The 24,686-nt window shown below is 52.7% G+C and carries 22 protein-coding genes; 9 read left to right on the top strand and 13 right to left on the bottom strand.

The window, feature by feature from the left end; genetic code table 11:
* Positions 1–8 precede the first annotated feature (8 nt).
* Both ACIQ2T_RS00595 and ACIQ2T_RS00600 read right to left on the bottom strand, forming a co-directional pair.
* Positions 9–1,244 carry an MFS transporter gene (locus ACIQ2T_RS00595; protein WP_397589103.1) on the bottom strand — a complete coding sequence of 412 codons (1,236 nt, stop codon included), beginning with the start codon at positions 1,242–1,244 and terminating at the stop codon, positions 9–11.
* Between the two features lie 137 nt (positions 1,245–1,381).
* Positions 1,382–2,878, bottom strand: coding sequence for a class I adenylate-forming enzyme family protein (locus ACIQ2T_RS00600; RefSeq protein ID WP_397589104.1), 1,497 nt, complete (start codon positions 2,876–2,878; stop codon positions 1,382–1,384).
* Positions 2,879–3,313: 435 nt separating this feature from the next.
* On the opposite strand from ACIQ2T_RS00600, the gene ACIQ2T_RS00605 reads away from it, so the two are divergent.
* Together ACIQ2T_RS00605 and ACIQ2T_RS00610 are read left to right on the top strand one after the other, a co-directional pair.
* Positions 3,314–4,480, top strand: coding sequence for an acyl-CoA dehydrogenase family protein (locus ACIQ2T_RS00605; RefSeq protein WP_397589105.1), 1,167 nt, complete (start codon positions 3,314–3,316; stop codon positions 4,478–4,480).
* A 5-nt stretch (positions 4,481–4,485) separates the two neighbouring features.
* A complete protein-coding gene (locus tag ACIQ2T_RS00610; RefSeq protein ID WP_397589170.1) occupies positions 4,486–5,265 on the top strand; it encodes an enoyl-CoA hydratase/isomerase family protein in 780 nt (259 codons plus the stop codon).
* 4 nt (positions 5,266–5,269) lie between these two features.
* On the opposite strand, the gene ACIQ2T_RS00615 is transcribed toward ACIQ2T_RS00610, so the two are convergent.
* Positions 5,270–5,740: an acyl-CoA thioesterase gene (locus ACIQ2T_RS00615; RefSeq protein ID WP_397589106.1), complete on the bottom strand. Its 471-nt coding sequence runs from the start codon at positions 5,738–5,740 to the stop codon at positions 5,270–5,272.
* A 94-nt stretch (positions 5,741–5,834) separates the two neighbouring features.
* On the opposite strand from ACIQ2T_RS00615, the gene ACIQ2T_RS00620 reads away from it, so the two are divergent.
* Positions 5,835–6,974 (top strand): zinc-dependent alcohol dehydrogenase family protein, encoded by a 1,140-nt coding sequence (locus tag ACIQ2T_RS00620; protein WP_397589107.1) that lies wholly within the window; start codon positions 5,835–5,837, stop codon positions 6,972–6,974.
* Between the two features lie 31 nt (positions 6,975–7,005).
* On the opposite strand, the gene ACIQ2T_RS00625 is transcribed toward ACIQ2T_RS00620, so the two are convergent.
* Together ACIQ2T_RS00625 and ACIQ2T_RS00630 are read right to left on the bottom strand one after the other, a co-directional pair.
* Entirely contained in the window at positions 7,006–8,022 is a 1,017-nt protein-coding gene (locus ACIQ2T_RS00625) for an NAD(P)-dependent alcohol dehydrogenase (protein ID WP_397589108.1), read from the bottom strand.
* Positions 8,023–8,044: 22 nt separating this feature from the next.
* The gene (locus tag ACIQ2T_RS00630; protein WP_397589109.1) at positions 8,045–9,691 is read right to left on the bottom strand and encodes an FAD-binding protein; all 1,647 of its coding nucleotides are present in this window, start codon (positions 9,689–9,691) and stop codon (positions 8,045–8,047) included.
* A gap of 197 nt (positions 9,692–9,888) precedes the next feature.
* Here ACIQ2T_RS00630 and ACIQ2T_RS00635 point away from each other — a divergent pair, with 197 nt between their 5' ends.
* The 4 genes from ACIQ2T_RS00635 (at position 9,889) to ACIQ2T_RS00650 (ending at position 13,005) form a co-directional block, all read left to right on the top strand.
* Positions 9,889–10,683, top strand: a complete 795-nt coding sequence (locus ACIQ2T_RS00635) for a FadR/GntR family transcriptional regulator (RefSeq protein ID WP_397589110.1) — start codon at positions 9,889–9,891, stop codon at positions 10,681–10,683.
* 83 nt (positions 10,684–10,766) lie between these two features.
* On the top strand, positions 10,767–11,756 hold the full coding sequence (locus tag ACIQ2T_RS00640; RefSeq protein ID WP_397589111.1) for a thiamine pyrophosphate-dependent dehydrogenase E1 component subunit alpha: 990 nt from the start codon (positions 10,767–10,769) through the stop codon (positions 11,754–11,756).
* Positions 11,753–12,763, top strand: a complete 1,011-nt coding sequence (locus ACIQ2T_RS00645) for an alpha-ketoacid dehydrogenase subunit beta (RefSeq protein ID WP_397589112.1) — start codon at positions 11,753–11,755, stop codon at positions 12,761–12,763. Before ACIQ2T_RS00640 ends, ACIQ2T_RS00645 begins: the two co-directional genes overlap by 4 nt.
* 11 nt (positions 12,764–12,774) lie before the next feature.
* Positions 12,775–13,005 (top strand): biotin/lipoyl-containing protein, encoded by a 231-nt coding sequence (locus ACIQ2T_RS00650; protein ID WP_397589113.1) that lies wholly within the window; start codon positions 12,775–12,777, stop codon positions 13,003–13,005.
* A gap of 56 nt (positions 13,006–13,061) precedes the next feature.
* Here the strand turns inward: ACIQ2T_RS00650 and ACIQ2T_RS00655 are convergent, their stop codons facing one another.
* The 3 genes from ACIQ2T_RS00655 to ACIQ2T_RS00665 are packed head-to-tail and all read right to left on the bottom strand — an operon-like array spanning position 13,062 to position 15,951.
* Positions 13,062–13,841, bottom strand: a complete 780-nt coding sequence (locus ACIQ2T_RS00655; protein WP_397589114.1) for an SDR family oxidoreductase — start codon at positions 13,839–13,841, stop codon at positions 13,062–13,064.
* Between the two features lie 17 nt (positions 13,842–13,858).
* A complete protein-coding gene (locus ACIQ2T_RS00660; protein ID WP_397589115.1) occupies positions 13,859–14,905 on the bottom strand; it encodes a phosphotransferase in 1,047 nt (348 codons plus the stop codon).
* Entirely contained in the window at positions 14,902–15,951 is a 1,050-nt protein-coding gene (locus ACIQ2T_RS00665) for a hypothetical protein (RefSeq protein WP_397589116.1), read from the bottom strand. The genes ACIQ2T_RS00660 and ACIQ2T_RS00665 overlap by 4 nt, the downstream gene beginning before the upstream one ends.
* A 147-nt stretch (positions 15,952–16,098) precedes the next feature.
* Here ACIQ2T_RS00665 and ACIQ2T_RS00670 point away from each other — a divergent pair, with 147 nt between their 5' ends.
* Positions 16,099–16,968: an SDR family oxidoreductase gene (locus ACIQ2T_RS00670; protein ID WP_397589117.1), complete on the top strand. Its 870-nt coding sequence runs from the start codon at positions 16,099–16,101 to the stop codon at positions 16,966–16,968.
* 24 nt (positions 16,969–16,992) lie between these two features.
* The gene (locus tag ACIQ2T_RS00675) at positions 16,993–18,411 is read left to right on the top strand and encodes an MFS transporter (protein WP_397589118.1); all 1,419 of its coding nucleotides are present in this window, start codon (positions 16,993–16,995) and stop codon (positions 18,409–18,411) included.
* A gap of 38 nt (positions 18,412–18,449) precedes the next feature.
* On the opposite strand, the gene ACIQ2T_RS00680 is transcribed toward ACIQ2T_RS00675, so the two are convergent.
* The 5 genes from ACIQ2T_RS00680 to ACIQ2T_RS00700 form a co-directional block, all read right to left on the bottom strand.
* Entirely contained in the window at positions 18,450–20,732 is a 2,283-nt protein-coding gene (locus ACIQ2T_RS00680; RefSeq protein ID WP_397589119.1) for an arylsulfatase, read from the bottom strand.
* 66 nt (positions 20,733–20,798) lie between these two features.
* Positions 20,799–20,963, bottom strand: a complete 165-nt coding sequence (locus ACIQ2T_RS00685; RefSeq protein WP_397589120.1) for a rubredoxin — start codon at positions 20,961–20,963, stop codon at positions 20,799–20,801.
* A gap of 9 nt (positions 20,964–20,972) precedes the next feature.
* A complete protein-coding gene (locus ACIQ2T_RS00690) occupies positions 20,973–22,223 on the bottom strand; it encodes a cytochrome P450 (protein ID WP_397589121.1) in 1,251 nt (416 codons plus the stop codon).
* Positions 22,220–23,362 carry a serine hydrolase domain-containing protein gene (locus tag ACIQ2T_RS00695; protein ID WP_397589122.1) on the bottom strand — a complete coding sequence of 381 codons (1,143 nt, stop codon included), beginning with the start codon at positions 23,360–23,362 and terminating at the stop codon, positions 22,220–22,222. Before ACIQ2T_RS00695 ends, ACIQ2T_RS00690 begins: the two co-directional genes overlap by 4 nt.
* Positions 23,363–23,366: 4 nt before the next feature.
* Positions 23,367–24,575, bottom strand: a complete 1,209-nt coding sequence (locus ACIQ2T_RS00700) for a cytochrome P450 (RefSeq protein ID WP_397589123.1) — start codon at positions 24,573–24,575, stop codon at positions 23,367–23,369.
* Between the last annotated feature and the right edge of the window lie 111 nt (positions 24,576–24,686).

Below are 24,686 nucleotides of genomic sequence, written 5' to 3' on the forward strand. Positions count from 1 at the left end.
CGACGGTTTTAATGCTTATCGTCGACGAGTGGGGGCGGGCTACCTAACGAAAGCAGTAGCAGAATAGCTATGCCGACTCCTCCGGTCAGAACGATGAGCACCGCGTCATAGCTTCCGGTTGAGTCAAAAGCCCTACCGACAAGCCACGATGCCAAGCCGATTCCGATGCCATAGAGGCTAATCAAAGTTCCAAATACAAGACCATATCTGCGTGTTCCGAAATAGCGACTGGACAGATAGGCGACTGCATCCGTCTCGCTTCCCATGCCAAGCCCGATGAGTATCGCTAGTGCCGACGCGGATAAAAAGTCCAACGGGAAATTAATGAGCCATAGGCACGCGAAAGCGGGAAGTGAGAACGCGACCGCTGTAACCAGTCGCGTCGGAAAAATATCATAAAGCATCCCTGTTCCAAGGCGCCCCACTATCATTGCCGGCCCCACGAACAGGGCAACAGAAGCAGCCTCCGCGCGAGACAGTCCGGCATCGGCAAGCATGGGCTGCAAATGAACAATAAAAGTGCCGATGCACGAACCAATCAAAAGAAACGCTATGCCCAGACGTTGAAAAACTGGGGAAAGAATAACATCTCGCCATCCACCCTTGGGTTCGGTCACGGATGCGGGCAGGTTGCGTAACGCGAGGTGCGATATTGATTCTTCTCTTGGAAGGAACAACCAGCAGGGAATGATAAGCAACACAAATGCACATGCGGCGATAAGTGGGTAAACACCTTTAACGCCAACCATCGTCTCCATCGCCAACACGATGTGAGGGATGGTGCTGACCAATATTCCCGCTCCTGCAAGCGCACTCGCTAGAGCCAAGCCTCGTCTCTTCGAAAAATGTTCGACAACTAGTTTGGTAAAAAGGATCGCGCTAATCCCGGAGCCGGCAATCGTAAACAGGACGTACGCGGCATACCATGTCCATATCTCCTTGGTTACCAAGCCCAGTGAGGCGGTGCCGAGCACGAAAGCCACAATGCCAGGCAACACGATCCGCCGAACGGGATATCGATCGGCCAACAGGCCGATTGCAACATTTGTAAAAGGATGCATGAAACTTGAGATGGTCAAGGCAAAGGCAATATCTCCTCTTGACCAGCCATAGGAATCCCCCAGCGGTTTAACCATCGCACCTAAAACATGAGAATGGGTGCCACCGATCGCGATGGCTACTGAGGCCGCAAACAACATCCCCAGTTTTGCAGAGTTCGTCATAGGCTGGGTAGTTTCGTTCATTTTCTCTCCGAGGAATTTGCCTTCTATGACCGTCAACGGCTTTATTTCATTGCCAAGCGGCAATACGATAAGAACGCGGTCTCTAGCCAAGACCAAAAAGTACGACGGTCCTCCCTGCCGCGGTTCGGCTGCGCCAACTACGCGGCCTCTAATATCTTCTTTAGTTCCGGCTGGCTGGGCTTATGAGACGGAGTGCGAGCGAACTCTTCAACCTCAAGAAGTTTCGTAGGCACCTGATACGCAGTCAGTTTCTCACGCAAATATGCACGCAAGTCAGGTTCGGACAGGCTATGACCCGTGCGAACGCGATAACCCGCCGCAGGTACTTGACCGAGGCGGACGTCTGGCAAAGCTACGACACATGCTTCCAGAACATCAGGATGAGATTCGATGGCTTTGACCACATCGTCAGGAATAATCTTAAAACCACCGCGAATAATCGCATTATCTGCCCTGCCAAGTATCCATAAAAAATTGAGGTCATCCATCCGTGCTAGATCGGTAGTTCTAATCCAACTCTTGCCATCGCCCAAATGTTTAGCACGCAGTTCGAGCACGCCCTTCTCGCCAAGTGGGAGAGGGGCGCCAGTTTCGGTATCGACAATGCGACCATCAATCCCAGGATTCATCCGACCTACACTCCCGCGTCGTTCGGCTGCATATTTTTTGAAATCAGGAAGTGTCCAGCCAGCAACTCCACCAGCAAATTCGGTGGCGCCATAATTTTGTAAGATGGGAACGCCGTATGTTTCGTAAAAAAGGTCCGCCATGCCAGGATCGAGAGGAGCCATGGATGTACGAAATACAGCTAGGCTCGACAGCGCTTCCTTTGGCACTTTGGCATCAAGGATCATGCGCAAAACAGAAGGTGGTGCGCTTACAACTCTTGGCTGGTGGCGTTTGATTGCATCTACAAATTCGTCGAGCCGGAACCGTTCGATCAAACAAGCTTTACGCCCTGCCGACAATGTCAGGAACAGCCCGAAAATTCCACCGATGTGCGCGAAGGGGGTGTTAGCAATAGTCACAGCGCGCGATAACTTAGGCTCAGCACTAAGGTCACGATTTTCAAACACGGCCGCATCCAGTACCATTTTTGAGAAATTTGCAGCAGGTAGAGGAATTCGCTTTGGCACGCCGGTCGTACCGCTTGTAAGCATTTCAATGCCGATACCATTGGCGTCGGTTATAAAATCGCTTCCAGTCTTGTCGAAAATCTTCTGAACCGGATTGATCGGGTTACCGGTTACTTCGAGACAAAGCGCACCTGATAGGCGCGCCGCTTCGCGAATTTCCGGACGTTGGAAATCAGCGCTTCCTGCAATGATGACGGGTGTTTTGAGTGTCATAATATCATTTGCCAGCTTTGCATCCGGCAACATTGGGTTCAGCGTTACGATGCACCGGTCGTTGATTATCGTTCCGATGATAACGGCGGCCATAAGCGGATTGTTGCGCAATATGCCACCAATCCTGGCGCCCGGCCCAATATCATTTTCTTTCAGCAGCAATTCGATTGCATCGATAATGCCATTCAACTCGGCCCAGCTAGTCCATGTTTTTTCGTACTCCAGTGCCGGAGCGCTCGGGTCAATCGTCATTACATTACGGACGATTGAACTCAGACTAACCATATGCAAAAACTCCATCGAGTCGATTGATTTAATATATAGCGGATTTATATGAATGACACGTTCGAAAAGCAAGGCGCTTGGGTAAGCGCTTCAAGAAGGGGGCGACTTGGACCAGTTTTACGACGAAGTTGCCGTTATAAATGGTGAAGTTAATTTTTGAATAATCGCAGCGATGGTATCCTAAATGGCAGAATGCTCTAACTTTGCCCAGCTGGTAATCGAAGAGATAGAAAGCACGAGTGGAATGGATGCTACCAAACCCCTATGTTGCCTGAGAGTCCGTGGCAAAGCAGTGGAGACGTGGTGGGCGATTTAGCTATGCGAGTGATTGGAAAGGTAAGGCAAGTGGCCTAATGATGCCTAAAGACGTTTAGCGGTCTGTCAGTCGAACTAGGCGATATTGACTTTATAAGTAACTGCAAAAGGGGTTGATTAATGAATTTCGAACTCGCTGAAGAGCACCGGATGCTAAAAGATCTGGTCCGCAAATTCGTCGACTCACAGCTTGTGCCGCTAGAGAGCGAAGTGCTGGCGCGAGATACGGCGGGTAAGGGCAGCTATCTTACGAAGGACGAACAAGCACGGGTCGATGCAGTTTCAAAAGATCTCGGTCTTTGGGGTCTGGATGCACCCGAAGAAGTCGGCGGCATGAATTTACCAATGGTGGCCATGGTAGGAGTGGGCGAGGAATTGGGGCGGACCGCGACACCATATACCCTTCCGCCGGACTCTCCGAATTTGCGTATGATGATGGCGGCTGCGGACGAAAAGCAGCGCGAGCATTATCTTGCACCCTATGTGCGGGGTGAAACCATTTCTGCCATTGGCATTTCGGAGCCTGGTGCTGGTGCTGATCCGCAATTGATGAAAACCACCGCGGTCCAAGATGGCGACGACTGGATCATTAACGGCCGCAAAATCTGGATTACCAAAGCGGATGAAGCCGATTTTACGATCTTGATGGCCGTAACCGACAAGAATGCCAATGGACGCAATGGCATGTCGGCATTTTTGGTGGACCGCGATACGCCCGGGTTCAATGTGTTACGTAAAATCCCGATGATTGACGGCACCGCGACATATGAAATCGCGCTTGACGATTGCCGTGTTCCGGGCTGGAAATTGCTCGGGACGCGCGGTCAGGGGTTTTTGCCCATGCAGGTGCGGCTTGGTACTCGGCGTATTGAAATGGCGTCCTGGTCGATCGGTATGGCGCAGCGCGCATTGGACATGATGATTGAATATGCGCCACAGCGCGTCACATTTGGGAAACCTTTGTCTTCACGCCAGACGGTTCAAAATTGGATAGCCGATGCCGCCACACGCATTCATGCCATGCGTTTGATGACCTATGACTGCGCGTGGAAAATCGATGAAGGGCGCGACACGCGGCAGGAAATTTCGATGATCAAATCATATTGTACCGAAGCGGCATATGACATCGTCGACCATGCGATGCAGATGTTCGGTGGCATGGGCATGACACGCGAAATGCCGCTATATCTGCTTTCAAACAAGCTGCGGACGATGCGCATCTACGATGGACCAAGCGAGATCCACAATTGGGTGGTCGCCCGCGATTTGCTCGGGACCCGCGAGTGACCGAGGTGCAAGGAAAATTCATAGTTCGAACCGACATACAAAATCATGTCGGAATAATCAGTTTTTCATGCCCACCCTATAATCATGTGTCCGTCGAATTGCTTCGTGCGATGGCAGACCAGATTCTTGCGCTGGACGAAGTTGATGATTGCCGGGTCGTTATCTTGCGTTCGGAAGGTAAAGTTTTTTGCGCGGGTGCGGACTTCAACGAAGGCGGTGATTTTGCTGCTGACGATGATGATGCCGCAGTGCTCGCGCTTTATGCGCAGGCGGCGCGCCTTTATTCCAACCGTAAACCGGTCATAGCAATCGTCCAAGGCGCGGCCATTGGCGCAGGACTTGGACTGGCTTTGGTTGCGGATTTCCGGATTGCATCTGAACAAAGTCGCTTTGCTGCCAACTTCGTAAAGCTCGGCTTTCACGCAGGCTTTGGTATCTCAACCCGGTTGCCTGAGATCATTGGCCAACAAAATGCTGCCCGCATGTTACTGACGGGTGAACGCGTTAACGGCGCGACTGCCCTTGATTGGGGGCTTGTAGACATGTTGGCGACGACCGAAGATTTGGAAAAGTCTGCAATGCATTTTGCACTTCAGATTGCGGAGAATGCTCCGCTAGCGGTTGAGGCGACAAGGGCAACATTGCGTGGGGATATCTCTGGCCGCGTGCAGTCGGCCATGCGTTTCGAAGCAGGGGTTCAAAGCAGGCTGAAGAAAACCGAGGACTTTGCTGAAGGCGTTCAGGCTGTTGCTCTGCGCCGGCCAGGGCAGTTTAGCCGCAAATAGGCATTTAAGTGAGGCTTTCCAGAAAGGATCGAAGCGCAGTGGGAATCGATGTTGGCCGCCTTGTCCGGGCATCTACATAGACATGCACGAAAAAGCCTTCGGCTGCCGCGATATCCTCACCATGTTTGAACAGACCAACTTCAAAACGGACGCTGGAGTTTCCAATATGTGCAACGCGAATGCCTGCGTCGACGGTTTCCGGAAAGCTTAGTGCAGATGCGTATCTACATCCCGTTTCAACGACCAAGCCAATGACATCGCCATTTTGTGGATCAAGCAAACCTTCGTCAATCAAGGTTGCATTGACCGCCGTGTCAAAGAAACTGTAATATACTACGTTGTTGACATGGCCATATACGTCATTGTCCATCCAGCGCGTGGTGATCGTCCGAAAGCGAGGATAGTTGTACCGCATCCCGGACTCTTTGGAAGATTTTTGAGGAGCGGCCGGAGCGATTTTTGTACTATTGTTCACAAAAGCTTCCATGATTGACTGGAACCCGCCAATGGTCAGGGGCACCTAATTTGGGGTTGTCGGTTCAACGGGTGTAATGAAAGAGGGTTCTAAAGTGAAGGTAAAAGCTGCAATCTTGCGGGAAATGGGGGCAATAGCGCCCTATGCGTCGTCTCGGCCTTTATCCATCGAGGAAGTAGAGCTTGATGCGCCCGGCTTTGGCGAGGTTCTGGTGAGAATTGCCGCAGCTGGTCTGTGCCATTCCGATCTTTCGGTTATCAACGGCAGCAGACCGCGGCCAATGCCGATGGCCATTGGCCATGAGGCTGCAGGTGAGGTGGTCGCTATTGGCGATGGCGTAGATGATTTGTTGCCGGGCGACCATGTTGTGATGGTTTTTATGCCAAGCTGTGGGCATTGCCTTCCTTGCGCCGAGGGACGCCCGGCGTTGTGCGAACCCGGAGCAGGCGCCAATGGCAAGGGAACATTGCTGTCCGGAGGCATCCGCTTGCATCAAGAAGGCGCGGCATTGCATCACCATCTCGGCTGCTCTGCCTTTGCTGATCATGCCGTAGTCTCGCGCCGGTCGCTCGTTAAAATCGACAAGGACCTGCCGTTTCAGGAAGCTGCACTGTTCGGGTGCGCTGTTTTGACGGGGGTTGGCGCAGTGGTGAACACTGGGCGCGTTCAGGCGGGCGAAAGCGTTGCGGTAATCGGCTTGGGCGGCGTTGGCCTTGCCGCTGTTTTGGGTGCGATCGCGTGCGGCGCGTCACAAATCATTGCGGTTGATGTATCTGATGAGAAGCTCGCGCTCGCAACGTCTATGGGCGCGACTGCGACCGTTAACGCGCGTGATCCTGACGCAATCGAGAAAGTCCGCCAATTAACAGGTGGTGGGGCGGATTTCGTATTTGAATTTGCCGGTGTTGGCGCGGCGTTGGAGAACGCTTACAAAATGACAAAAAGGGGCGGTACAACCGTTACCGCTGGTCTCCCGCCGCCTGACGTGAATTTGGCGTTAAATATCGTTAGTTTGGTGGCAGAGGAACGTACCGTCAAAGGAAGCTACATCGGTACCTGTGTGCCAGTTCGCGATATTCCTCGGTATATTGCGCTATACCGCGCTGGACGTCTGCCGGTCGACCGCCTGCTGAGCGGAACCATCGGCCTTGATCAGATAAACGAAGGATTCGACCGCTTGCATGAAGGGGCAGTTGTAAGGCTGGTCGTTGATTTTGAGCAAGGTCAAAGTTGAAGGACTGTCCTCAGCCTGAGTAGTATCGCGGTTAAAGCCGAATGACTATTTTACCGACATGCTTTCGGGTCGCAAGATAAGCAAAGGCTTTCGCCGCTTCGTTAAACCCAAAAACACGATCGATTATTGGATCAAACCGACCATTCATGAAGGCTAAAAGTGCTACCAAGTCAGCTCTAGATCCTACTGAAATACCCCGAATTACACCCATGGTTGACATGAGAGGTATCGGACTGATGGTGTTCATAGGATTTTCGAGCAGCCCGATAAGCGATATCTCCCCTTCCGGAGCCAAGGCTGCCATTGACTTCGGAAGACTCCCGGCGCCGCCGACTTCAACCACTCGGTTTACGCCGCGCCCGCCCGTTAATGCTCGTATTTGCTCGCCCCAGCTGGAATCCGTCGCATAATGAACTACATGATCGGCACCAAGCGACCGAAGGGTTTGGACTTTTGCATCACTGGATGTCGTTGCGATGACCGTACAACCCATCGCCTTGGCAATCTGAAGTGCGAAGACAGAAACGCCGCCAGATCCAAGTATGAGTACATTAGATCCCGGCCGCAAAACGGCGCCGCGAGTGAGCGCCGACCAAGCCGTGACACCGGCACAAGGCAAAGTGGCGGCTTGTTCATAAGAAATGCCTGCGGGAAGCAAGACTACCGCTTTGGCGGCGATCGAAACATATTGAGCCAACACGCCATCCACAGCACCGCCGAGATCGGTTCCTGTTTGAACAGGGTCGTAAGGCCCATCAATCCAGCCAGGACGAAAGGGTATAACTACGCGCTCTCCGGGTTGAACGTCAGATACGCTTGACCCGCAAGCGACGATTTCCCCTGCCCCATCGGATGTTGGGATGATGTCGGTCTTTGGCCCATAGGGTTGTGGACCATAGACCATCATCAGGTCGCGGGCATTTAACGAAACGGCATGGATCCGGACCAGTACCTCATCTGGCCCAATAATGGGTTGAGCTTCTTGGCGCAGCGAGAGATTGGTCAGCGCTCCCGCTTCTTTTAGGCGATAGACCTGCATTCTTCGCATTACGGTCATCCTCAAACATGGCTCAGTTAGGCGTTTGGCCGATGGCGTGGCGCGCTGCGACCCAGCCAAAGATGAAAGCTGGAGAGATGCTGGCACCTGCACCCGGATAAGTTTTGCCCATGACTGATGCCGTTGAGTTTCCGGTTGCGTAGAGACCCGGCATGATGCTGCCATCTTCTTTCACGACGCGCGCGAATTCGTCGGTCATAATACCGCCAAAAGTTCCCACATCGCCTGGGTAAATCGCTACCGCATAATATGGGGGTTTCTCGATTGCGCCAAGACCTGGATTAGGGCCATGGGAAGGATCCGCAAAAGTTAGATCGTAGGCTTTTGATCCACGTCCGAAATCTTCATCTTTGCCGTTTTTCGCAAAGCCATTGAAGCGTGTTATTGTGGACCTCAAATTATCCGCTGGAACATTGATCAGTGCGGCCAGATCTTCAATTGTGTCCGCCTTCTTCATGTAACCACTGTCGAACCATGATTGCGGAGTTGCGCCGGCATGGAAGCTCCAAGGGTATCGGTCACGATGGCGTGATTCGATGATTGCCCAAACAGGGACATCGCCACCTGCGTAAAGGGCTTGGCCATTGGCCATATAACTTTGGGCTTCGTTGGTATAACGTTCACCCTTTTGGTTTACGATGATGCAATGAGGCTTTGGAATGTCCAGAACATGGAGATAGCGTTCGCCTGTTGGAGGCAGCGATGTCAAAATCCATACAGCACTATCCATGAAGTCCAGCGCCGCGCCGTGCGACTTCGCAATTTCGATCATTTCACCGGTGTCGCCGGGGTTGGCATTCGTCCATGTGACCGACGAAGGTTTTGGTCCATATTGTTTGCGCATCGCTTCATTATGTGAGAATCCGCCTGCGTTTATCAGGACGCCGTCGCGCGCCTCGATGCGCCACGGTTTTCCGTCCTTCTGAGTAACGACACCCGTTATCCTGCCATTTTCCTCAACAAGTTCTGAAACGCCCGAATTGATACGAATATCAATATTCTGGCGAACAGCCATCTGCAGCATGCGACCCTGTATAGCGGTGCCCGCGCCAACATACTCGCGGCCCAGCAGCTTGGCTTTGATAATACGCATCCCGAGTGAAAGCGCTGCTAGTTTACCGTCTAAAGTTGTTTTTATAAGCATAAGCCTGCGGCCTTCGATACCTCTGACAGGGAGGCTTGAAAGACCACGCCTTAGTTTGGACGCCCATTCAGCGGGCAGTTCCTTAACGTTGAATGGCTCAACTGCCAATGAGCGGCTCTCGGCTAGGCCGCCGGGAAGATCGTCATGATAATCTGACCATCCATCGCAGCGAATGAACGGCATACCTTTCGCCTCAAGGTAATCAACCAGCTTTGGCCCTTGATTAAGGAACATGTCTTTGCGGCTTCGTGAAGTTGCCGGGCCGAGGTCACCTACGGCAGCATCAAGATAGGTTCGGCCTTTTTCGGCGCTATCGTTTATGCCGTCACGCGCCTGCAATGGGTGGTTGGGTATCCAGAAGACCCCGCCAGACATAGCAGTTGATCCGCCAATCTTATCTGTTTTTTCGAGTACAACCGGCGTTTTTCCTGAATCAGAAACAGCCAGAGCTGCCACTATCGATCCGCCACCACTTCCAACTACGATAAAGTCTGCGCACTCGTCCCACTGGCTCATGTTATCGATCCCTCTCGTTAAGCTTGATATCGTCGGCTTGATGCGAAAGAGGCCAGGCCTCAACCGAAAAACCGAATGCTCTGTTTTATCATCTAACTAAGTAACATGGCTATTTGCAAGCATTCATCTCAACAGAGGAACTTGCTTTAAGGCAACCTTTGGGTCTAGAAGTAAAGTAAGCTATCAAGGAATTTATATTGTCTAACGGATTTGCAGCTATCCCTGTCGGCAGCCAAAGCAATGCAGCTGCCGTGCGAGTGCCGAAAACGGCCGAACTTGTTGCCAAGCAGATACGAAATGCCATCATTCGGGGCGAGTTGAGCGATGGTGACACGCTGCCAGCTGAATCGCATCTTATCGCCGAGTTTGCTGTTTCGCGTCCGACGATACGCGAAGCGGTGCGCATCCTCGAATCAGAGGGTTTGGTAACGGTTGCGCGCGGTGCCCGGGGCGGCGCCCGCATTAGTTCCCCAAATTACGAAATGATAGAGCGGGCGGCCGGCATTATCCTTCAGTCGCAGCGGGTCACAATTGGTGACCTCTATGAGATGCGAACTTTGATCGAGCCGCCTGCAGCTCGTCTGGTCGCTGAAAGGAATAGCGAAAAAGCGGTTCCGATATTGCGGCATTTCATTGAAGATGAAATGAGCGTCATGACAGACCGGTTTGCAGTCACGCTGAAGATTGCCGCATTTCATAGATTGCTTATGGAGCTTTCAGGTAACAAAACACTCAATGTGTTTTCCCAAGCTCTCCGCGGACTTGTCGAAGGACATCTCTCCCTCTCGCAGCGCAGAAGTCCAGTCACCGATCCCGAATTTTCTCAAAAGCAAGTGCGGTTCGGATTAAAATCTCATTCCAAATTGGTTGACCTCATCGAAGCGAAGGATGGGGATGCAGCAGAAGCGCATTGGAAGGATCATATGGTCGCCGCGGGACAAGTCTGGTTATCGCAAATTGGACCAAGCAGCCTGGTCGATCTGCTGGATTGAATCTTATCTTGCTGCTCGACAGCTTTATTCTAATCATATAACGGATATTATCGATATTCGTTGATGAAAAGGGAAAGCCTCTCATGGCAGATAAACAATTTGTGGCAGATTCTGCTGTTTTGCTGGAAGTATACAAGCGGGCAGCTTTGTTGAAGGCCAATGATGAGCGAGCACGCAAAGCGATTCGGACCGGTCAAATTGCGATGACGTATTATTCCTATCGGGGGCAGGAAATCATCCCATCTGTGATGGGTCAGATTTTGCGCGATGATGACACGCTTTGTACGATTTACCGTGGCATCCATGACATGCTCGGTAAAGGGTTCCCTTTGCGTGAATTGTGGGCAGAGCTTGCTGGCCGGACAACCGGTTCTTGTAAGGGAAAAGGTGGTCCGATGCACCTTACCTATCCGCCAAAGGGGATCATGGTGACCACCGGTATCGTTGGCTCGTCTGCACCCATTGCGAACGGTCTTTCTTGGGCGGCCCAACTAGACAAGAGTGATCGCGTTTCGGTTTGCACATTTGGTGATGGTGCCTCCAATATCGGCGCCGTTCATGAGGCGATGAACCTCGCCTCAGTTTGGAAACTTCCGACAATCTTTGTGTGCCAGAACAATCTTTACGCTGAGCACACGACTTTCGAAAAAATGACTGGCGGTCATAACATAGCAAATCGAGCTGAAAACTATGGTATGCCCGGCGTACGCGTTGATGGCAATGATCCCGAAGCCATGTACTCCGCATTTGCAGAAGCGGTAGCGCGTGCCCGCGCTGGTGAGGGGCCAACCCTTCTTGAATGCATGACTTTCCGCTTTTTCGGCCATGCCATGGGGGATGATGACAGCTACATTCCGCCCGAGCAAAAGGCAGCCGCGATCGAAGCTGACCCGGTACCTCGCTTGCGTGCTCGCCTTATTGCTGATCGCATTGCGACCGAAGAAGAACTGGCATCGCACGAGGCTGATGTTGAAGCCCAAATTGAAGCCGCCGTTGAATTTGCTCTGGCATCACCATGGCCGGATCCGGATTCGTTGCGGTTCGACGTATTTGAGAAGGAGCTGGCAGCATGAGCGACACAGCAAACGAAATGAAACCGACAGTTTCCATTCTAGCGGCAATTGCCAAGGCCTATCAAGATGCATTTGCGGAGGATCCCAAGGTTATAACCCTGGGTGAAGATCTTGCGGATCCAGAAGGGGGCGGTGTGGTCAAAATTACAAAGGGCTTATCCACAACCTTTGGAGATGACCGTGTTCGCTCAACCCCGATTTCCGAACAGGCCATTATTGGGGCGGCGATCGGTGCAAGTCTCGCCGGATACAAGCCTGTGGCTGAAATCATGCTTATGAACTTCACGACCGTGGCCATGGATATGATTGTAAATCATGCTGCCAAGCTGCGCTTTATGTCTGGAGGGCAGACCAGCGTTCCGATCGTCATACGCACGATGACCGGTCTAGGAATGGGTAATGGTGGCCAGCACACCGATTACCTTGAGGCATGGTTTGCCCATACCGCAGGTATCAAGGTTTGCGCGGCCTCTACACCTGAGGATGCTTACGGACTCTTGCGTTCGGCAATTGATGATCCTGATCCGGTGCTATTTATCGAGAACCTGCCGTCTTATTTCCCTCCAGTTTCAATGGCCATGCCAGACAGCAGCCATCGGGTGCCATTGGGTAAGGCCGCTATTCAGAGAGAAGGTAGCGACGTCACCGTTGTAAGCTATTCTCGGATGGCTATCGAAGCGCGTCAGGCGGCCGATATGGCTGCAGAGCAGGGCATTTCCGTCGAGGTTATTGATCTGCGCACCATTGCACCCTGGGATCGCGAAACGGTTCTGACGTCGGTACGCAAAACCGGTCGGGTTGTTATTGCACATGAAGCGGTTAAGCAGCATGGCGTCGGCGCCGAAATCGCTGCGGTTATAAGTGAGGAACTTTTTGGCCAGTTGAAAAAGCCAGTCAAACGATTGGGCGGCCATTTCTCAGCAGTCCCATATTCGCGACCGCTTGAAAGTGCTTTCGCACCCGATGCCGCCAGAATTCTTGCGGCAATCACCGATCTGGTAAGTTAAGGACTAAAAATATGGCAATTCAGGTTACCGTTCCGAAAATCGGTTTTTCGATGAGTGAGGGTGTATTGAGTGAGTGGCTGGTCGAAGATGGCGCGCAGGTTGTCGAAGGGCAGGCGCTCTATTCAATGGAAAGCGAGAAATCTACCAATGAAGTTGAGAGCCCTGCCACGGGTACTCTAAAAATCATCGGTGAAATCGGCGAAACTTACGAAGTGGGAACTGTAATCGCCGAAATCGGCTAGTCTCAATCTAAGAGGGGCGGCGGTGCGCCGCTCCTCGAATTCTTTTTGCAGTTGTATCAAATCTGCTGCTCTCCGCGACTGATGATATCGGTGCCGCCATCAATAAAAATGTTCTGGCCAACCATGTAGGAGCAATCTGGACTTGCCAAAAAGGCAAGGAGCCGCGCGATATGTTCCGGTTCGGCATAGTCGTTCAGCGCTATCGGAGTAACCTCTGCAAGCATTGCGCGGCCTTCAGCGGTTGCCAGGATCGGCGCCGTCATCGGAGTGCGAACCGGCCCAGGGGCTATGCCGTTTATCAGGATGCCGTTACCTGCCCATTCCGGTAATATTGCGGTACGTCGGATCCAGCGACTAAGCGACAGTTTGGTTGAAGCATAAGTTAGCACATCATTGCCCGCTGCCTCATCAAGCGCAGCAGATTCGTTACCGGAAAGGCAGGCATCTACAAGCGGATGATGGCTGGGCAAGATGATTGCCGAGGACGAGATAATTGCCACACGCGGTGCGCTGGACGACATCAGGGCGTTGTGCAGTCCTTCGACTATCGACACGGTTCCAAAATAGTTGACTGCAACCATTGCCTTCGCGTCCGCCCCTGCCAGTCCTGCGCACGCTACCACACCATCTAGTGTGCCGCCTGACATCTGCAGTGTTTTGCTGATGCCATGCCTGCGACCTTGAACGGTCGAGAGGTCTGCAATAATGTCGGTGTCGGATCGACCGGTATCCTGAATATCCAGACCGATCACATTACAGCCCCGCGCCCGCAGCAGTGCCGCCGTTGCCTTGCCAATACCACTGGCTGAACCGGTTACCAAAATCGTACGGGACATACTCATTTCTAAAATACTCAGCTCTCAAATAGACCATGATCGATCATGGCATGGGCAAAACGGGATGCTACAGCTGCGTTGAATTCCTCCGGTTGAAATGATGGCATGTTCGTGAGCCAGACGGTGAGACCATACGCTAGATATTTGCGATACCGGTCAAGCGCATGGGCCAAGCTTGGTGCAGGCCAACCGTGACACGCGCGTTGATCGAGATAGTGTTGTAGCAATGCTTTCTCTTCTGATCGCCGGTCCTTGGGGGATAATGAAGAGCCTATAAGATAGGCGACATCATACGCCCAACCTCCGCGCCAGACGCACTGCCAGTCAAGCAACCCAAGTTTCCCATCAGGCAGGCTGTAGCTGTTACCAATATGGGCGTCGCCGTGTAGCATGCAGTGCTCATTATCTTCACGGCCAAAAGCTGCGGTACGCCCAATAGCAGCGGAGATGCTCGCGGCATTGCGCGAAACCTCTGGCAAGGCGGCACCGCGGGGCATTGCCAGAAATGTCTCCAGCGTCGGGATCGCGCTTACATATGTGAGATAGGAATCGGGTTCCACAGAATCCCAGAAGAGCGGACGAAGCCAGTCATGCGCACCGAGCCATTCGGTACTGCGCGTTAAGCTGTGCATCCGAGCGAGCGCGGACAAAAGGGTTGCTAAGGCCTGGGGTGACAGGTGTTCAAGCGGGCTATTGAAATGTGCTTTGCGCTCTGCCAAATCCTCGAGCAGGACAATGCCATCCAATGTGTCTTCGTCCCAGGACGCGCCATAAAAGTCAGGAACTTCCAGTCCAAGTTCGGGCAACAGCTCGGCGTACACACGTGGCTCACGGGAGAAAATGCCAACTTTGCGCAGGATCTCGCTCGATTCTTCCCACCCCGCTTTCACCCACATCGTGCGTGGGCCGTCCCCGTCTGCATCAAGCGTGACCTTCACCTTGGTTGCGGTGCCATGGATTGAACCATCAGTATGAACGGCTTTGACGTTTAGGGTTGGAAATTTTTTAGATAGCAGCGTTTGCATCAGTTCGGGTGTGATCTGGCTAAAGTCTCTGCCGGTCATACGCCCAGCACTCCAAATGTATCGAGATCAAGCATTGCCATGGCAAAGCGTGATGCTGCAGCGGTGTTATTGGCCTCCGTCTGGAATTGCGAACTGTTGAGCATCCAGATCAACAAGCCCCAGATGACGTCGCGGCGATAGGCTAGCCAGGCACTATCGAATGACGGGATATCTATTCCTTCATGGCCTAAGCAGTGCAGATAATGCTGCAACAGTGCGCCGTCCCAACGCCTGCGGTCTGCCACATCAAGTCCCGCGATCAAGAAATAGCTAACATCGATCGACCATGCCCCACGTCGTGGTTGCATGTCGAGAAATCCAGGTGTTCCGTCTGCATCAAGATACAGATTACCCAAGTGCATATCGCCATGATTGACTACCATAGCCATATTTTCGGACTTATGCGCTAACGTCATAGCAAGATGTGCCGCCCGGACACGCGCTGGATCAAGCAGGATTTTTGGCATGACCGCCCCCCGCGGAGCATTGGCATAACGCTGAAATTCGCTCGGTGTAGTCAGCAGATGGAAATAATGGGCCACGCACTTTTCGCTAGTATCTGGCGCCCATCCAAAACGTGTATTCAGGTCAGGCGCATTCCAAGACCCCGCATGGAATTTAGCCAAGCCTTCGAGATAACGTTTGGCCAGATCAAAACCTATGGGCTCCTGCAATTTCAGGAACTGCACATCGCGCAGGCACAAATCCTCCAGCACTACCAGCGCGTGCCCTTCACTATCCATGGCTGCTCCTAAACATTTTGGAGCATTCAGTTCGACCGCAGGCATCAGGTCCGCATAAGCGTGATACTCGTTTACATGCATCATGCGCATATCATTGCTATGCGATTCAAACCCGATTTTCATCATCAGGCTAGACGGAAAATCGTTGCGGTTTGTGCGTGCCGCCAGCCGCAGCTTAGTGCACGCACCATGCTGGACATCAACGATGGATAACGAATCGACAATCAACCCGGGTTCAGTCTTCGAAAGAAGGTGCGTCAGCCACTCGGCTGAAATATCGGACTGGTTCTTTGGAATCTCCATATCCTGCTCCTGAAATTCGGGGTTGATTTAAAAGGGCTGTAATCAGTTAAATAAATGATATTATTCTTGTCGTGGCAAGTCCTATCTGTGAAGATGCGTACGCCGTGAACAAGAAACGCGCCAAAATTTATGCAGGGAGGAACAACAATGACAAATCTAGCTGGAAAAACGTTGTTCGTGACCGGAGCGAGCCGAGGTATTGGGCTTTCCATTGCGTTACGCGCTGCCCAAGATGGCGCCAACGTCGTCATCGTTGCCAAAACTGTCGAACCTCATCCGTCATTGCCGGGTACGATCTACACTGCAGCAGATGAAATCGAAGCTGCAGGAGGCAAAGCCTTGCCTGTACCGGTTGATTTGCGGGATGATGATGCTGTCGATGCTGCCATTGCTAAGGCCGTCGATCATTTTGGCGGGATCGATATTGTTGTCAATAACGCAAGTGCTATGTTCCGAAAGCCCACGCTTGAAACCGATATGAAGCGGTTTGATCTACTTTTCGGTATTAACACAAGAGGGACATATCAGGTCACGCGAAAGTGTCTTCCGTTTCTGTTGCAGGCGGAGAACCCGCATGTACTGACCATCGCTCCGCTGCCGATTTTTGATCATCCTGAAAAGTTCAAACCCTATCCTGCCTACATGATCTCAAAAATGAACATGGCCCTGTTGAGCATGGCCTGGGCTGAAGAGTTTCGGGGCAAAGTGGCGTTTAATGCGTTGTGGCCGCGAACCGCCATCTGGACGGCAGCGGTGCAGGCCTTGCGTGGAGAGGAAGGCGCAACACGCGCTCGAAGCCCAAAAATCATGGCGGACGCTGCTTGGCATGTGCTGATGCAAGATGCCAGGAGCTTTACCGGCCGGTTCATGCTGGATGATGATATCCTTCGCGATGCCGGGGTGACAGACTTTACGCAATACTATCATCCCGATGCTGATGCGGCAGACATGAACGCCAATCTTTGGGTCAGCCATGGGCTGTTGTCGGTTGGAGAATCGCAGAAGCATGCGGAATAGCTACATTTGGATGGGAGAGAACAAATGAACAGCCAATTGCGGGAAAAAGCAGACAGAAAAGATCGGGCTGGCTGGGTTATCATGGCCGCGCTGATTTTGGCCGAATTGGTAAGCAGCTTCGAAGCTAGCATGATCTATGCGGCGCTCACCTCCTTTTACCGTATTTATGGAGATCCGATCGCGATTGGATGGCTAGTCACAGGCTATATGCTGGTCGCGATGGCGACTGCTGCGATCTGTGCACGTTTGGGTGATATATATGGCCGAAAGCGAATGTTGCTCTTTTGCCTTGCGATGGCGATGATTGGGTCTCTTGTCAGCGCGGCCACCACCGATTTGGGTTGGATTATAGCTGGCCGCGCGTGTCAGGGTTTCGCCGGAGCCATCCTACCTTTATGTTATGGTATGGTGCGGGAGTATTTTCCCTCTGTCCGCGTCGCCGTCAACATTGGCATAGTTTCAGCAACGGCCTCGGGCGGTGCCGGACTTGGCTTGGTGACCGGCGGGCTTTTGGTCGATTACGGTTCTTGGCGTGCTATTTTTATTGCTTCGGCAGCGCTTGCAATCACTGCGATGATCGCGGTCTGGTTTCTTGTACCGCGCAGCCGCCAGTATACACCGTCACGCATTGACTGGCTTGGCGGCATCCTGTTCGTTCCTGGGCTGTGCTTCCTGCTTTATGCGCTTGGCCTCGGCGAAGATCATGGCTGGGGCAGCATGGTTCAGATGTCTTGGTTTCTCGTTGGAATTACCTTGCTTGTAGCATGGGTAGTGCATGAACTTCGTATTGAAAACCCGATGATCGATGTGCGGATGATCGGTGACCGTCAGATTGGGTTAACAGCTTTGATATTCATTCTGCTCGCGCTGGGAACAATGAATATAGGTCAGATCGTTATGGTGATGATGCAGCAGCCGGTGGAAACGGGCATTGGGCTGGGTGTGTCAGCCACGCTTGCCGGCGCTTTGCATGCCCCCGGGTCGATCATCGGCGTAATCGCAGGCCCGCTCTGCGGCTGGTATGCCAGCCGCTATGGCAGCCGCAATGCCATGATCCTTGCAACAATATCTGCAACTCTGGCTTGGGTTGGCTTGACTTTGGCGCATGGATCATTGTGGGCCGTTACCGGATGGCTTTTCCTCAACAGCTTCGCATTAGGCGCAGCGATGTCGGCTGCCCCTAATCTCATTGTCGAAGCTGCCCCCGCCGGACGGACGAGCGAGGCAACTGGGCTTGCACAGATCGCCCGCAAGATTGGTATGGCGGTCGGGGCGCAACTTGCAGCGATCACGCTGGCGACTTCGACAATCAAAGTCGGGCAGGGTGTATATCCCGGACCAGATGCGTATTTGCTTACCTTTATCTGGGTTACAGCCGGATGCGGACTTGCTCTGCTGGCGAGCTTTGCCCTGCCGCGATCAGGTGCTATGTCTCGGCAATGACAATATGGTCAGTGGTTGAGAAGCTGCTCGATCATTGGTTAGCGCAGTATAACCGTCACTTTAAGATTCTTATCGTCAAAGCGAAATGGCACGCGGTAATCCTCGGCCACGGGTGTGCCGGTATCTTCGCCAACGTCGAAGGTTTCCGAAAGTGGGAACATAAAACGGATCGTTGAAGGTATCCGTGATTCTTTGTGATCCGCGCCATCTACCGATAGCTTCACCTTGCCTCCTTTCCCAAGGCCGCCACCGTCATAATCAAAGTCGAGCCGTACCTGATGCCGACCCGGGGCTAGCTTGCTACCCCAGTCTATCGTGCTCCGTTCCGTACCAAACTTATTATAAACGAAACGCGGAACGCCATCTCGAAGATAAAGACCATAACCACCAAACCGACCGCCTTGCGTAACGAGCATGCCTTGCGCTCCCTCTGTAGACACCATGACATCTGCCAATAGCGAGAAGGAGCGATTGCGCACATCAGGCGCCACCGCGGGCGTCAGTCGCTGCACACCGATTGGGAAAGTGAAGCTGCTGCGACCTTGATTGATGTCGGGCGACGGCAAACCAGGTGGCATCCGGGCGATAGGCAATGCGCTGTTTGCGCGGGCTTCCCGCTGGAATAGTTTTTGCATCTGCTTCAGTTTTTCCGGATTTTCGGCTGCCAAGTCGCGTGATTGGCTGAAATCATTTTTCAGATCATAGAGCTCCCAGATCCGCTTATCGAAAGGAATGTTGGTAACACCGGTGAATTGCCACGGCATAGCATTTGGCCGAGTATTGGCCATCCAGCCATCCGAATAAATAGCTGCGTCCGACGAAATCTCAAAGAATTGTGTTTTCCGCAGCGCAGGCTTATCCGCCCCAAACAAGCTATAGATCATGCTGACCCCGTCAAACGGCATCTGCTTCACACCCGCAACTGACGTTGGGCGTTTGATGCCGGTGGCTTCGAGTATAGTAGGGGCAATATCGATCACATGGTGAAACTGCGGGCGGACTTCACCCTTCGCATCGGGTGCACGGCTTGGCCAACTTAGCACCATGGCGTTGCGGGTAGCGCCCAGATGTGAGGCGACCCGTTTGAAATAAGGAAACGGCGTAGACATTGCGTGCGCCCAACCAACGGGGAAATGTCCGTAAGTCAAAGGCCCGCCCAAGTTGTCGATGTTTGCTTGCGCTGCTGGATAATCGGCCTCGATGTCTTCGTTGATGCCCGACATTTCGTTGAACAAGCCGTTCTCGTTGCCTTCGGCGCTGGAACCATTATCCCCTTGAACAAAGATCACCAGTGTATTGTCGAGCTCGCCGCTGCGCGCGATTTCATCGATCAACCGACCAATCTGATCGTCGGCATAGGCCACCGCGCCCGCATAAGTCTCCATCATACGCACAAAAAGCTTTTGCTTTTCCGGGCTAACTGAATTCCATGCCGGAATTTCATCTGGCCGCGCAGAGAGCGCCGCGTTGGCAGGGATCGTGCCAGACCGCTTCTGCTCTGCGAATGTGATCTCGCGCAATTTGTCCCAACCCATGTCGAAACGACCGCGGAAGCGGTCAATCCATTCTTTCGGGGCCTGATGCGGCGAGTGCGCTGTTCCTGGAGCATAATAGAGGAAAAATGGCTTGTCTGGCTGAACAGCATTTTGTCGCTTGAGCCAACCGGTAGCACGATCAGCCATGTCTTTATCAAGGATGTAATTTGGATCGTCGTCGGGCGGCTCAACCGGATCGGTACCAAGATAGAGTTGCGGCGCAAATTGATCCGTGTCACCATCAAGGAAACCATAAAAATATTCGAAACCAAGCCCGGTGGGCCAACGGTTGAACGGCCCGTTTGGCCCGGTTTCCCACTTTGGCGTAAGATGAGCCTTGCCAAGCATAGCGGTATTGTAGCCATTATCGCGAAGTATCCGCGCGATGGTAGCAGCGCTATCGGGAATGATGCTGGTGTGTCCGGGATGCGATGTCGCGAGGTTAGTAACCCCGCCCATTCCGACGCGTGTTGGATTGCGCCCGGTCAGCAAGGCCGCTCGCGTCGCTGAGCAAATGGCGGAGGTGTGGAAAGCGTTATAACGATAGCCTCTATCTGCCAGCCGCTCGAGTGTGGGCGTTGGAATGGGGCCGCCAAAGGTTGAAGATGCGGCAAAACCGATGTCGTCGGTCAGAATGACGAGGACATTGGGCGCGCCCTTGGGGGGTACAGGTGTCTGGGGCCACGCAGGATGCTGATCCGTTGTCGCGGGTTTTGCCCCCAAATTGGCTGGAAGGGCTAACATTGTTGTCATCATCAACGCACAAACGATTGAACGCTTCTTCATCACGGCTTTCTCCCTGTCCGCTTAAAAGAGCCTAATGGCGAGATGTGGAGAAACATGGGGCGATCGTCAAATCTCCACCATCTCGAATTCTGCTTTCAATGATCCGCAATCAGGGCATTTCCAGTCTTCGGAAACGTCTTCCCACGCCGTGCCAGGGGCGATATCGCCCATCGGATCGCCCAAGGCCTGATCATATACCCAGCCACAGTTCATGCACATCCACTGCTTCATATCTGCACCTCAGTTGTCGAACCGAACATAAACATGCTCTGGAGAACGCAAAATGTGACCAATCATTTGCGGCGGCGGCATGTCTGGATCAAGCCGAAGATTCGGTAAGTTATCCAGCAGGGCATTCAGGGCGCGGGTCATTTCTACCTTGGCCAAATGCTGACCGATGCACAAATGCGGTCCACTGGCAAATGCAAGTGAACGGTGTTTACGGTCACGGAATATATCAAACTTATCAGGATCCCTGAACTTGCTCGGATCGCGGTTTGCAGATGCTAGAACAAGATTGATAAATGTACCTTTGGGAATGGTGATGCCATCAATTTCTGTATCTTGGATTGCATAACGAAGAGTAGATGTTACCGGTCCTTCCCAACGCAGAGCCTCGTCAATAGCCTGTGCAATCAGACTTCTGTCCGCCCGGACGGCATCTAGTTGATCGGTATTGCTTAGCAGTCCGGTCAACAGAGCGCTGGTGCCACGAAATGTTGTGTCCCCGCCCGCGTTCATCAACTGACGCAAAAAGGAAATAAGCACGATGTCGGGAAGACGCTCGCCATCCGATTCAACTGTGGCTAGGTGGCTAACGAGGTCGTTTCCAGGCTTCGCGCGACGCTGCTCTAGTAACTCGGTAAAGAAACTCCCAAGCTTAGTTGATGCTTCGCGGCCCTGCGGCGCACCAATAGAAGACAGAAGCTGAGCGATAGCGAGCTTATGGAAAATCGGCCCTTGCTCTGGCTCAAGCTCAAGCTGGGCATAGATGACTTGAAATGGATAGTAATGCGTAAACTGTTCAATAAGATCCGCTTTGCCGGTACCAACGAACGCATCCATCAAACCGTGCACCACTGGATCGACAACAGTTTCGCCCCATTTCGAGACCACTTGCGGTAAAAAGGCTTTCTGAAAAATTCGGCGATAACGTGTGTGGTCTGGTGCATCCATCACTGAAACGGACTCACCAAAGGATACCCCCAGACTTGGCAGGAATGCTTCGCGGTTGGTGAAGATCTCAGGGTGCGTCAAAACATGGAGGACCGCGTCATATCCAAGCACCATCATCTGAGGAAGGCCGCCATGCTGATGGTCCCTGATATCGGTGAATTGTTCGCGGTAACAGCCTTCAACCACGCTACCTTGCTGCATGAGTTCATGGATGCGCGGATAAGGATCTGGACAGCGCCCAGTCGACATCCTTTCCATTTCGAATGCATTGAACGTTGGATCGGTCAGATCTTCAAGTTTTGGCAAAATTGTCATGATTTCCAATCTAGTCCAAGTGCAGTTACTATGGCTTTAGATATTGGTAGGATCGGGTCGTCCTTTGGATCGCGTGCGTTAAACATGCGGTTGTGGCAAATGGCGACGGCCAAGTTTTGTTCTGGGTCGGCCCAGCCTAATGAACCGCCTGCACCGGGATGCCAGATGGCACGCGGGCTGCTGACTCGGTGCCCACCTAACCAATAGCCGCCAACGCTAATTGGAATGGGCATACCGAACATGACAGGATCAGGCTCATCGCCATTGTCACGAACGTTGGAGAAATTCACAACACGGTCTGCCGAAAGCAAGCGGACCCCATCTAATTCACCGCCACCTGCGAGCATCGCCCAAAAGCGGGCCTCGTCACGAGCGTTAAAAATACCGCCGACGCCCGCAATGCAGGCGCGCTGCACATCGGGACGACCAAATACGCGTGGTACCAGATCGACAGCATGTGGCATGGAACGAGCGTAAAGCGTTGCCTCAGGGGGAGGGGGATCGTTTTCGTTGCGGTTGGACATCACCGCTACCCGGTCCGCAACCGCATCAGGAATTCCAATCCACAGGTCGGTCAACCCAAGCGGAGCAGCAATCTCTTCCTGAACAAAAACGTTTAAGTCTCGGCGCTTAGGATCCGTGCGCTTTACAATCTCACCAATGATCCAACCAAAGGTCATGGATTGATAAAGTGTTTTTTCGCCAGGAGGAGCCAGCGGCTCCATTGCGGCAATAGCGTTTGCCATCCAGTCGCTGTCGCACATGCGTTCAGGAGTCACCCCCTCGGGCATCAATGGAACACCCGCGCGGTGCGTCAATGCGTGACGAACGGTCGCGCTTGCTTTTCCATTTTGCGCAAATTCCGGCCAGTAGTCAGCAATCGGCGCGTCATAGTCCACATACCCCTTTTCCGCCTGAATATGCAAAGCGGTCGCCGCGACGGCCTTGGTAACCGAATACACATTGTAAAGTGTTTCGGCTGTGGCAGGCGTGCCATTTGCGGGGTCAGCTAGACCATCCCACACGCTTAAGACCATTTTTCCCTTATGGTACGCAACGGCATGCACAGCCTCTTCCAGCCCATTGTCAATCGCTGCCCGTATGGCCGTTCTTACTGGGGTGTCATCAATGACGCGCATCGCTTTATACTTTCCACTTCAAAGGAAGGGCGAGAACCCCGTTAACGGGTCCTGATTTCATAATCAGCGGCTTGTCTGGATCAATTTCGAAATCCGGGATCATTGGCAACCATTCGTCCATGAAAACCATTAATTCGCGACGGGCGAGCACTGCACCAGGGCAGACATGCGGCCCGCTTCCAAATGCGGCGTGTTTGACGTCAGACGGTTTGCGATCAAAATCTACAGTCAGCGGGTCGGCGTTCTTTCTGTCGTCCAGACCGAACAGACATTTCGGCAACTGTATCATATCGCCTTCACGTAACTGAATGCCCTTATAAAGATAGTCTTTCGTCAGCACGCGAGCCGTATTGGGCAGGCCGTAGCGGCGCAAAAGCTCTTCGGTGGCGCGTGCGCGCATTTGCGGTTGTTCCAGCAAGGCGCGCCGCTGTTGGGGATTACGCGCCAGATGCATTGCAATAAAGCCGAGCTGGGATGCTACTGTATCAAGGCCGCCAAATAGAAGGAGGGTAGACATTCCAAACACTTCATCACGGGACGGCGGCCGTCCATTGATGTCGCTGGTGATAACCATACTGAGCACGTCATCACCTGGGTTTTGCATCCGCGCATCGATATACGGCGTCAAATAATCGCGCATTTTGGCGTGCACTTCAGCGCGCAAAGCTACGTCTGATGAACGGACCGCAATCTCTGCCCATTCGAGCAAGAAACTACGATGTTCCAGTGGCAAATCCACCATGCCAAGAAAGACATTTATTGGGAGAACTTTGGCGAAATCTTCCACGAACTCGCATTCACCGCGTGGTGCGATTTTAGCGACCAAGCTGCGCGCTGTGTCCCTTGCAATGCCCTCAAGTGTTTTGATTACTCGCGGCTGAAAAGCCGGCATGATGGCCTTGCGAAATGGCGTGTGAAACGGGGGGTCGAGGCCAAGCGGAAGCGAATGTTGGTCATAGTCGCTGCGTGGCAGGTTGAAGTTTTTGTTGCTAAAATGTTCATAGTCAACCTCCATCTCACCGATGTCATCGGCGCGGGTCGCAATCCAGTGCCCACCATTGTGGGGAGTCCAGACAATATCCGGGCCGTCATGGAGAGTTGCCCAAGCAAGCTGGATGTCGTCTTTGCCAAGCTGATCAAGGGCAAAAAAGTCAAAATCTACCACCAGCTCGGGGGGAACGTTGTCTGGAAACGAAGCATTCGTAATTGCCATGATAATCTCCTACCTAATGTGTAATCTGACAAAATAACAAAATATGTCAATATGGAGAGATGCACTTTTCGATTTTTGCTCCTTACAAACTATTTTGACTAATCAGTTACA

The organism is Sphingorhabdus sp. (assembly GCF_044357595.1).
Taxonomy (GTDB): Bacteria; Pseudomonadota; Alphaproteobacteria; order Sphingomonadales; family Sphingomonadaceae; genus Sphingorhabdus_B.